We start from the raw sequence: 9,034 nt of genomic DNA, 5'->3' as shown, positions 1-9,034 counted from the left end.
CGTGTCAGAAATCGGAACCGCCAAGTGCATGAGCGCTGGCGGTTTTTTGCTGTCCGGCGCCGAAAGAAAGGACAGGGACAATGACGATGATCGAACGGTCGGCAGACGACACGGCGAAGGCCGAGCCCGACCTGACCTATGTGACGCGCGGCGGCGTGACCGTCCGGCGGTATCGCCGCGAGGCGGACTACCGCACCGCGATCTCCGACTATACCGGCATGCTCGACACGCAGCCGGGCGTGATCCTGTCGTCCAACTACGAATATCCGGGCCGCTACACACGTTGGGACACGGCGATTATCGATCCGCCGCTGGTGGTTTCTGCGCGCGGCCGCGATATGAAGATCGAGGCATTGAACGGGCGTGGCGCTGCGCTCTTGCCGCTTGTTGCCGATACGGTCGCTGCGCTCGACGCGGTGACGGTGGGCGACCGCGACAACGCCCATCTTGCACTGACGGTGGCCGAGCCCCAACGTGTCTTTTCCGAGGAGGAACGTTCGCGTGCGCCGACGGTCTTTACGGTGCTGCGCGCGATCACGGACCTCTTCCACACCGACCACGATGCCAATCTCGGCCTTTACGGCGCGTTCGGCTACGATCTCGCCTTCCAGTTCGATCCGATCGAACAGACTCTTGAACGCCCCGAGAGCCAGCGTGACCTCGTGCTCTACCTGCCCGACGAGATCCTCGTGGTCGACCATCATGCGGCAAAAGCCTGGCAGGACCGTTACGACTATGCGGGGGAGGGCTTTTCGACCGCGGGCCTGCGGCGTGAGGGTGCACGTCAGGCATTTGAGCCGGCTGCCGAAAAGCCGCCACGCGGCGATCACGAGCCCGGCGAATATGCTCGCCTTGTCGAGAAGGCCAAGCAGAGCTTTCACCGGGGCGATTTGTTCGAGGTGGTGCCGGGCCAGATGTTCATGGAGCGTGCCGAGCGCCGCCCCTCGCAGATTTCGCGCCGGCTGAAGCGGATCAACCCGTCGCCCTATTCTTTCTTCATCAATCTGGGTGAGCGGGAATACCTCGTCGGCGCATCGCCGGAGATGTTCGTGCGGGTGACCGGAAGGCGGATCGAGACCTGCCCGATCTCCGGAACCATCAAGCGTGGCGACGACGCCATCGCCGACGCCGAGCAGATCATCAAGCTCCTGAATTCCAAGAAGGATGAGTCCGAGCTCACCATGTGCTCGGATGTCGACCGCAACGACAAGAGCCGGGTTTGCGAGCCGGGCTCGGTGCGGGTCATCGGGCGGCGTCAGATCGAGATGTATTCGCGTCTCATTCACACCGTCGATCACATCGAGGGACGGTTACGTGAGGGCATGGATGCGTTCGACGCTTTCCTGAGCCATGCCTGGGCCGTCACGGTCACTGGCGCACCGAAACTGTGGGCCATGCGCTTCATCGAGGAAAACGAGAAGAGCCCGCGTGCCTGGTATGGCGGGGCCATCGGCATGGTGCATTTCAATGGCGACATGAACACCGGTCTGACGCTGCGCACCATTCGTATCAAGGATGGCGTTGCCGAGGTGCGGGCAGGGGCGACGCTTCTGTTCGATTCCGATCCGCAGGAGGAAGAGGCCGAAACGGAACTCAAGGCGTCGGCCATGCTGTCTGCGATACGCGATGCCGGGAAAACGAATATGGAAAATGAAATGCGTGCCAGCGCTCGTGTCGGAGAGGGCGTGAAGATCCTGCTCGTTGATCACGAGGATTCCTTCGTGCACACGCTTGCCAATTATTTCCGCCAGACGGGCGCGGAGGTGGTGACGGTGCGTGCGCCCGTGGCCGATGCGGTGTTCGACCGTGTTGAACCGCATCTGGTGGTCCTGTCGCCGGGACCGGGGCGGCCGGAGGATTTCGACTGCAAGGCCACCATCGCCAAATGCCGTGAGCGCGCGCTGCCCATCTTCGGCGTCTGCCTCGGACTGCAGGCGCTTGTGGAGGCTTATGGCGGCGAACTGCGTCAGCTTGCCGAGCCCATGCACGGCAAGCCCTCGCGCATTCGCCAGCGGCAACAGCCTTGTGTTTTCCGGTCTTCCCGCCGAAGTGACGGTGGGGCGCTATCATTCGATCTTCGCCGATCCGGTGCGCATGCCGTCTGCGTTCATGGTGACGGCCGAGACCGAGGATGGCGTGGTGATGGGCGTGGAACATGAGGACGAGCCTGTCGCGGCCGTGCAATTCCATCCCGAATCGATCATGACGCTTGGACAGAATGCCGGCATGCGCATGATCGAGAACGTGGTGGCGCACTTGCCGCGCAAGGCGCGCGTGAAAGCGGCCTGACAAGCGAAAGCCGCTTTGTCGTCCTGCCCGGAGGGACAGGGCCTCGATGAAAGGAACCGTCATGCCGTCCAACGGCAAGCTCCAGCGCATCGCACTTTGGTCCATTTTCGTGGCGCTGGGCATTTTCGCGTTGAAGTTGGGTGCGTGGTGGCTCACCGATTCCGTAGCGCTTTTCTCCGCTGCGATGGAATCGGTCGTCAACGTGGTGGCTTCCTGCGTGGCCTGGTATGCGCTGCGCATCGCTCACACGCCGGCCGATGAAAACCACCCCTATGGCCATCACAAGGCGGAGTATTTTTCCGCGGTTCTGGAAGGTGTGCTGATTGTCGTTGCGGCGCTTCTGATTATGCGCGAGGCCGGGCTGGCTCTGTTCAACCCGCGTCCGCTCGAAGCGCCGGTCGTCGGCCTTCTGGTTAACGCACTGGCCGCGGTCGGCAACGGATTGTGGGCTTGGCTGCTCATTTCGACGGGACGTCAGGCGCGATCGCCTGCAATGGTCGCCGATGGAAAGCATTTGTGGACCGACGTCGTCACCTCCGTGGGTGTGATCGCAGGCCTGGTCCTTGCGGTGGTCACCGGCTGGCTCTGGCTCGACCCGGTCATGGCGCTGGTGGTCGCGGTCAACATCCTGTGGCACGGCTGGCATCTGGTGGGCGATTCCGTTCAGGGCCTCATGGATGTATCGGTCGAACCGGAAGAACTTGCGAAAATCGAACGCGTCATCGCCGACAACAACGAGGGCGCACTCGAATTCCACGATCTCAAAACACGCGAAGCGGGCCGAGCCCGCTTCATCGAGTTTCATCTCGTGGTACCATCGAGTATGACGGTCGAAACTGCGCACCGCATTTGCGACCGCATCGAAGGGGCCTTGGAAAAAGCGCGGCCTGGCGCGGAGGTCACCATTCATGTGGAACCGGCGCACAAGGCGAAATTCGCCTGATCAGCCGCGGTCGATGCCCTTTTCCAGAACATCCGGATACCCTTTCACGATATCCTGAACATCCTCGCTATAGTCTTCCATCTCCTGGATCTTGCGAATCTCGATGGTTTCGTTGGGTGAGCCGGGGCAGCGTTTGGCCCATTGAATGGCGTCTTGAAGTGTCGGCACGTCGATGATCCAGTACCCGCCCAGCACCTCCTTGGCCTCGATGAACGGCCCGTCGGTCACCACGGGTTCGCCGCTGGCGAAGGAAACGCGTGCGCCGGTTGATGGCGGATGAAGGCCCTCCAGTCCCACGAGAATGCCGGCGGCGCGCAGTTCTTCGTTGTAAGCCATCATTTTGGCCACGGCGTCGGCCGGAAGGTCGAGTTCCGGGCCGGCCGTCTCATATCCCTTGGGGATCATAAGCATCATGTAGCGCATGGGGGTGCTCCTGGCTGTTCTTGACCGACGAAGGACGGATGACGTTAGCGCAATCCGACAAGGCTATGATGTTTTCGCTGTGCCTGCGAGATAGAGCCTGCCGGCAATCCAGGCGCAAGGCAGGCTGCTGACGATGAGCGCGATCGGATACCAGTGCATGCCGAAATCCCACATGGCGATGGCACCGAGCGTGCTAAGCAAGACACCGATCCCATTGTGTCCTCCATGGACGAGCGTTGCGGTCTCGTTCCGGCAGGTTTCAGCTATTTCCTTCAGGAGGGTGGTGAATTTTCTTGAGGGTGTCGAGAAGCGCATCGAGGTTCTGATATCGCGCTTCCCAGAAGCGACGATAGGTCTCCAGCCATTCGGTCGCCGCTTCCAGAGGTTTGGCTTCCAACTTGCAGGGACGTTTCTGTGCGTCGCGGCTGCGCGAGACGAGGCCCGCTTTCTCAAGCACCTTGATGTGCTTGGAGATCGCCGGTTGGCTCAGGGCGAAAGGCTCAGCCAGTTCCATTACGGTTGCCTCGCTCGTGGCGAGACGGGCAAGTATTGCCCGTCGCGTCGGGTCGGCCAGTGCCGCGAATGTCGCATCCAGTTGATCGGTCTGCATGGCGTCCTCTTATATATCTATTTAGTTATATATCCATTGAGATATATAGAGTCAAGCACTGCATATCCGTGCGTTGCTGTCGCAGACATTCCCTTGCACGGCGCGATCCTGTATGCCGTCAGGGCATAAATTCAGGACGCAGCTTGATGGACAGCACTCCGCAGACTTCCTTTCAGGGCCCCCTCACGCGTCAGTCTCCCGTTCTTCAATGGCTGTTTTTGATCGTTCTCACGGCATTGCTTGCCGGCGTGATGCTTTATGGCGCGCTGCCGGCGGCGCTCCTGATCGGACCCATGCTTGCGGCGGTCGTTGTTGGAGCGCTTGGCGCGGGAATTCGCGTGCCCGCAATCGCATTCTCTGCGGCGCAGGCTCTGGTGGGGCTTTTGATTGGCGGCTCGCTCGAACCGGCGATTTTGGCTTCGTTCGTGGACATTTGGCCGATTCTCCTGCTTGCGGTTCTGGCGACGGTCGTGGCCAGCAGTTTTCTCGGGTTTCTCGTCAGCCGCTGGAAGATCCTGCCCGGAACAACCGCGGTCTGGGGATCGGCTCCGGGCGCGGCCACGGCCATGGTGCTGATGGCGGGCGCGTTCGGAGCGGATGCCAGGCTCGTGGCGTTCATGCAGTATCTGCGGGTGATTTTCGTCACCGTCGCCGCCGCGCTCATTGCCCGCCTTTGGGTCGATACGTCCGGCGTTGAGGTGCCGGAGACGGTCTGGTTCCCGCCGCTCGATCTCGTTGCCTTCACCGTCACGCTGGCGACGGCCGTTGTCGGCGGTCTTTTCGGCACGGTGGTTCGTCTGCCGGCGCCCTTCTTCCTCGGGGGCATGCTCGCCGGTGCATTGGTGCATCTTGGCGGCGGGTTTGTCTTTGAGCTTCCGCCATGGCTTATGGGGGCGGCCTATATGATGGTTGGCTGGACCATCGGCCTCAAGTTCGACCGCGCGCTCTTGCGCACGGCCTTCAAGGCGCTGCCACAGGTGGTCGTTTCAATTCTTGCCTTGATGGCGATTTGTGGTGCGCTTGCCTGGTTCCTGCATGTGGAATGGGGGATTGATCCACTCACCGCCTATCTCGCGACAAGTCCCGGCGGCATGGATTCCGTCGCCATCATCGCCGCCGCCGCTTCGCAAAACGTCAATCTGTCTTTCATCATGGCGGTGCAGATGGCGCGCTTTCTCTTCGTGCTTCTGGCCGGCCCGCCCATCAGCCGGGTGGTGGCGCGATGGGCGGGCGGCTGAACATCAGCCGATTGCCTCATGGGTTTTTGTCCAGAAATCGACATAGGTTTTGGTCGGTTCGGGCGAGCTCATCATCTGCTGACTGAGGAAGATACCGATCAGCCCGTTCTGCGGATCGGTATAGGCCGTGGTGCCGTAGCCGCCGTTCCAGCCGAAGCTGCCGGGCGTGAGCCATGGCCGCGTCTTCTTCAGACCCACGGACATGCCGAGCCCCCAGCCAGCCCCGCCATCGTCCATGAACATGGCGGCATTGGGTGCCGATTTCTGCGCCGGCGTCAGTTGGTCCCGCGTCATCTCGGCAACGGTTTCGGCCCTCAGATAGCGCTTGCCGTTCCATGCGCCGTCATTGAGCATCATTCGGCAGAAGGCGGCATAGTCGTCCACCGTCGTCACCAGCCCGCCCGCGCCTGAATCCATCGGCGGCGGGCTTGAAAAATCGATGCCCTGTTCGGGCCCGAACGCAATGATGGCAGTGCCGCCGTTTGCGAAATCCGGGCCGTACTGCATCGGCAGGCGATCCTGCTTCTCAGCCGGCACGAAGAAGTCTGTATCTTTCATGCCGAGTGGGGCGAGCAGCCGCTCTTTCATCACCGTTCCAAGCCGCTGCCCGGTCGCGCGCTCGATCAGGATACCCGCCACGTCGAGGCCATTGTTGTAGAAAAAGGTCTCGCCCGGATGTGCCGCGAGCGGCAGTTCTGCGAGCTTTTTCATATAGGCGTCGGCCGACATTTTCGGCAACACCCAGCTCGGTGCGACGCCCGCTTCGCGCATCGCCGTCTGGATGGGATAGGCTTCCGGAAACACCATGATGGCGCCGAGACCGAAGGTCATGGTCAGGAGATGGCGCAATGTCACGGGGCCGTCGGCGGGAACCGTGTCGTCGAGAGGCCCGTCGATGCGTTTCAGGACAGGGCGATCCGCCAGTTCCGGCAACAGCTCGTCGACCGGACCGTCGAGCGTCAACGTGCCTTCATCAACCAGCATCATCGCCAGAGCTGCGGTCACCGGCTTGGTGATCGAGGCGACACGGAAAATCGTGTCGCGCGCCATCGGCGCACCGGCTCCGTTCATCTCGAAGGTGCCGGCGCTGCCCGTGTGATCCTTGCCGTCATAATGGATCAGCCAGGTTGCACCCGCGATGTTGCCGTCGGCCACGTGTGTTTCCATGGCGCTTTGAAGCGTATCCAGAGCCTGTGGCGAAAGCGCATTCTTCATTGCGTGGGCCTTTGTTCCGAATGCTGGCAGCAGTGCAAGCGCCGCACCGCGCTTGAGCAGGTCGCGGCGGGCAAGAAGCCTTTGATCGGTCATTATCGTGTTCCCTCCGGGTATTCGTCGTGCAGGTGCCACCACTGATAGGGCGGCGTTTGGGGCGTCCCCTGCGGCGCGTCTTCCCATTCTTCCTGGCGGCCGAAGGGGGTGAGGTCGAGAAGCGTCCAGTTGTTCCCCAGCGCTTCTATGCCGCGGTCGGAGGTGAAATAGGTGTGAAAAATCCGGCCATCCCGGCGAATGAAGACATTGAGCCCGAAGCCGTCCGTCACACCGAAATCCTCGTTGAAGGTGCTGTTCTGCACCGAATACCAGGGATGCGGCCAGCCCATTCTTCTGCGGAAGTCTTCGATTTCCCCGATCGGAGCTTTCGAAACCAGTGCGAAGGTCGTGTCGCGGGCGTTCAGGTGTGCAGGATGCCCGACATTGTCGACGAACATGCCACAGCCGGAGCACGGGGCCGGGTCGGCGGGTTTCAGCATGTGGTGGTAGACGATGAGCTGGCGCCGTCCCTCGAAAAGATCGTCCAGGCTCGCCGAGCCGTGGAGCCCTTCGAAGGCGTAGTCCTTTTCCACCTCGACCCAGGGCAGCCGGCGCCTTTCGGCAGCCAGCGCGTCGCGGGCGCGGGTGAGTTCCTTTTCCTTCACAAGCAGGGCGTCGCGCGCTGCTTGCCATTCGTCACGGGTTGCGATCCTGGGGGCTGTCATTGTCGTTCCTCTTCGGTCGGTGCGAATTCTCGAACGGGGCGTCGCGATAAGCTGCTCCGAAATAGACATGGATGGCGCGGATGCGGTCGTTGTCGAAGTCGAAGGTCTCCACATTGCGAAACTGCCTGCCATGGGTGAGGTGGCAAAGATACAAGACGAAGACGCGCCCGCCGGTTTCGACAACCTCTTCCAAAAAATGTGCCGCGATGCGTTTTCTTTCCGGCCAGCAACGTTCGAAATAGGTCTTCCTGTCGATGGCATCGTCATAGGGGCTGGTGAAGGAAAATCCGTCTGCGAACAGCCTCTCGAGTAGGGCCCGATCGTTCGTGCGGTATGCTTCGAAGACGGCGCGGGCGATGTCTGTGCGTTCCGGCATGATTGATCCTCCGCTTGTCGTTCAGGCGTCGAGGGTGGCAGCCAGCGCTTCGAGCAGGGCGCGGCACCCGCTTTCGCGGCTCTCCGGCGTGTCCAGACCCTCGAAGAACACATCGTATTCGATATAGGTGAGACGTGTGCCCGTACCTTCCGGTTTCAGCTCGATCGTTGTCATCGATGCGGACAGCGGCTGACCATCCACGGACATCCAGTAGGCGAGGACGATTCGTTCGTTCTCAACGATGTCCTGATAGACCGTGTCGTTGGTGACGACGGATCCGTCCTTGAAGCGGAACCTGCTGCGCTCGAAGCCGCCGATGCGAAAATCGAGCGTGTACTCTTCGATTGCCCAGCCCTCGCCCTCGACGAACCAACGGCGTTTGATCGCTTCGTCGGCGAAGGCTGCGAAGACCGTTTCCGGCGTCTGAGGGTAGAAGCGTTCGATGGTGAACGTCTCGTGCTGTGTGCTGCGCTTGGTCATGGCGCTCTCCTTGAAAACAAGGTTTCGTTGGTCAGTTTTGCGTGTGTGTGGCGATTGCCGCTATCACTTGGGGCCAGTCGGCTGGGTGTATCTCATGGCCCCCGCCTTCGAGGCGTACGAGCTGCGCTTGCGCCACTGTGTCGGCCAGCAAGGCACCGTGTTCGATGGGGAAAATCGGATCCGCTGTGCCGTGGATGACGAGAAGGGGCGCTTCAAGCTCCGAAAGCCCCGCGGCCAAGCTCTCGCCACCCTTCAGCATGAAATGATTGGTTGCGCTGACGAAGTTTTTCGCGCGCTTCACGTCGCGCTCCACCAGCGCTCTGGCGCGCGCTTCGTCATAAGGATGTGCGGTGCCGGCGATCATCTTCGTGTCCTTGACGATGAAATCGATAACCTGCCGGTCGTCACTCCACTCCACCTTTTCACCGGCCATCGCGTGTTCCATGTAGGCGGCGCTGGTTTGCGGCAGATCGGATGTGTCGATCCCCATGGGCGAAGTTGAAATCAAGGTCAGTGTCCGCACACGCTCGGGATGCGTGAGCGCGGCGATCTGGGCGATCATTCCGCCAAGCGACATGCCGACCACATGTGCATCTTCGATGTCATAGGCGTCGAGGATGCGGATCGCGTCCTCGGCCATGTCGTCCATCGTGTAGGGCGGGTTGCCGGGTTCGTAGTTGGTTGAAAGGCCGGTGTCGCGAT

The 9,034-nt window shown here is 61.3% G+C and carries 10 protein-coding genes and 1 pseudogene; 3 read left to right on the top strand and 8 right to left on the bottom strand.

Annotated features, from left to right (window positions below):
• The first annotated feature begins 86 nt into the window (after positions 1–86).
• Positions 87–2,289: pseudogene (locus tag QZ638_RS20225) on the top strand (anthranilate synthase).
• 61 nt (positions 2,290–2,350) lie between these two features.
• A complete protein-coding gene (locus QZ638_RS20220; protein ID WP_295813705.1) occupies positions 2,351–3,232 on the top strand; it encodes a cation diffusion facilitator family transporter in 882 nt (293 codons plus the stop codon).
• Here the strand turns inward: QZ638_RS20220 and QZ638_RS20215 are convergent, their stop codons facing one another.
• From QZ638_RS20215 to QZ638_RS20205, 3 genes are all read right to left on the bottom strand, one after another.
• Positions 3,233–3,655: a YciI family protein gene (locus QZ638_RS20215; RefSeq protein WP_295813703.1), complete on the bottom strand. Its 423-nt coding sequence runs from the start codon at positions 3,653–3,655 to the stop codon at positions 3,233–3,235.
• A 63-nt stretch (positions 3,656–3,718) separates the two neighbouring features.
• Positions 3,719–3,856, bottom strand: coding sequence for a hypothetical protein (locus QZ638_RS20210; RefSeq protein ID WP_295813701.1), 138 nt, complete (start codon positions 3,854–3,856; stop codon positions 3,719–3,721).
• Positions 3,857–3,914: 58 nt separating this feature from the next.
• Positions 3,915–4,265 carry a metalloregulator ArsR/SmtB family transcription factor gene (locus QZ638_RS20205; RefSeq protein ID WP_295813699.1) on the bottom strand — a complete coding sequence of 117 codons (351 nt, stop codon included), beginning with the start codon at positions 4,263–4,265 and terminating at the stop codon, positions 3,915–3,917.
• Positions 4,266–4,411: 146 nt separating this feature from the next.
• On the opposite strand from QZ638_RS20205, the gene QZ638_RS20200 reads away from it, so the two are divergent.
• The gene (locus tag QZ638_RS20200; RefSeq protein ID WP_295813697.1) at positions 4,412–5,503 is read left to right on the top strand and encodes an AbrB family transcriptional regulator; all 1,092 of its coding nucleotides are present in this window, start codon (positions 4,412–4,414) and stop codon (positions 5,501–5,503) included.
• A gap of 3 nt (positions 5,504–5,506) precedes the next feature.
• Here the strand turns inward: QZ638_RS20200 and QZ638_RS20195 are convergent, their stop codons facing one another.
• The 5 genes from QZ638_RS20195 to QZ638_RS20175 all read right to left on the bottom strand — a co-directional run.
• Positions 5,507–6,811 carry a serine hydrolase gene (locus QZ638_RS20195; RefSeq protein ID WP_295813696.1) on the bottom strand — a complete coding sequence of 435 codons (1,305 nt, stop codon included), beginning with the start codon at positions 6,809–6,811 and terminating at the stop codon, positions 5,507–5,509.
• Positions 6,811–7,476, bottom strand: a complete 666-nt coding sequence (locus QZ638_RS20190) for a DUF899 domain-containing protein (RefSeq protein WP_295813695.1) — start codon at positions 7,474–7,476, stop codon at positions 6,811–6,813. The genes QZ638_RS20195 and QZ638_RS20190 overlap by 1 nt, the downstream gene beginning before the upstream one ends.
• Positions 7,448–7,852, bottom strand: a complete 405-nt coding sequence (locus QZ638_RS20185) for a nuclear transport factor 2 family protein (RefSeq protein ID WP_295813694.1) — start codon at positions 7,850–7,852, stop codon at positions 7,448–7,450. Before QZ638_RS20185 ends, QZ638_RS20190 begins: the two co-directional genes overlap by 29 nt.
• A 21-nt stretch (positions 7,853–7,873) precedes the next feature.
• Positions 7,874–8,332, bottom strand: coding sequence for an SRPBCC family protein (locus tag QZ638_RS20180; RefSeq protein WP_295813693.1), 459 nt, complete (start codon positions 8,330–8,332; stop codon positions 7,874–7,876).
• Between the two features lie 31 nt (positions 8,333–8,363).
• A partial coding sequence (locus tag QZ638_RS20175; RefSeq protein WP_295813692.1) for an alpha/beta hydrolase occupies positions 8,364–9,034 on the bottom strand: 671 nt, incomplete at its 5' end.

Source organism: uncultured Nitratireductor sp. (assembly GCF_913053745.1).
Lineage (GTDB): Bacteria > Pseudomonadota > Alphaproteobacteria > Rhizobiales > Rhizobiaceae > Nitratireductor.
The sequence above is the reverse complement of the archived record's forward strand: the minus strand, read 5'-3'. Positions and strand labels throughout refer to the sequence as shown.

Excerpts from the sequence above, each read along its gene's own strand:
- QZ638_RS20220 (WP_295813705.1), top strand. The coding sequence starts at position 2,351 with ATGCCGTCCAACGGCAAGCTCCAGCGCATCGCACTTTGGTCCATTTTC.
- QZ638_RS20215 (WP_295813703.1), bottom strand. The coding sequence starts at position 3,655 with ATGCGCTACATGATGCTTATGATCCCCAAGGGATATGAGACGGCCGGC.
- QZ638_RS20205 (WP_295813699.1), bottom strand. The coding sequence starts at position 4,265 with ATGCAGACCGATCAACTGGATGCGACATTCGCGGCACTGGCCGACCCG.
- QZ638_RS20200 (WP_295813697.1), top strand. The coding sequence starts at position 4,412 with ATGGACAGCACTCCGCAGACTTCCTTTCAGGGCCCCCTCACGCGTCAG.
- QZ638_RS20195 (WP_295813696.1), bottom strand. The coding sequence starts at position 6,811 with ATGACCGATCAAAGGCTTCTTGCCCGCCGCGACCTGCTCAAGCGCGGT.
- QZ638_RS20190 (WP_295813695.1), bottom strand. The coding sequence starts at position 7,476 with ATGACAGCCCCCAGGATCGCAACCCGTGACGAATGGCAAGCAGCGCGC.
- QZ638_RS20185 (WP_295813694.1), bottom strand. The coding sequence starts at position 7,852 with ATGCCGGAACGCACAGACATCGCCCGCGCCGTCTTCGAAGCATACCGC.
- QZ638_RS20180 (WP_295813693.1), bottom strand. The coding sequence starts at position 8,332 with ATGACCAAGCGCAGCACACAGCACGAGACGTTCACCATCGAACGCTTC.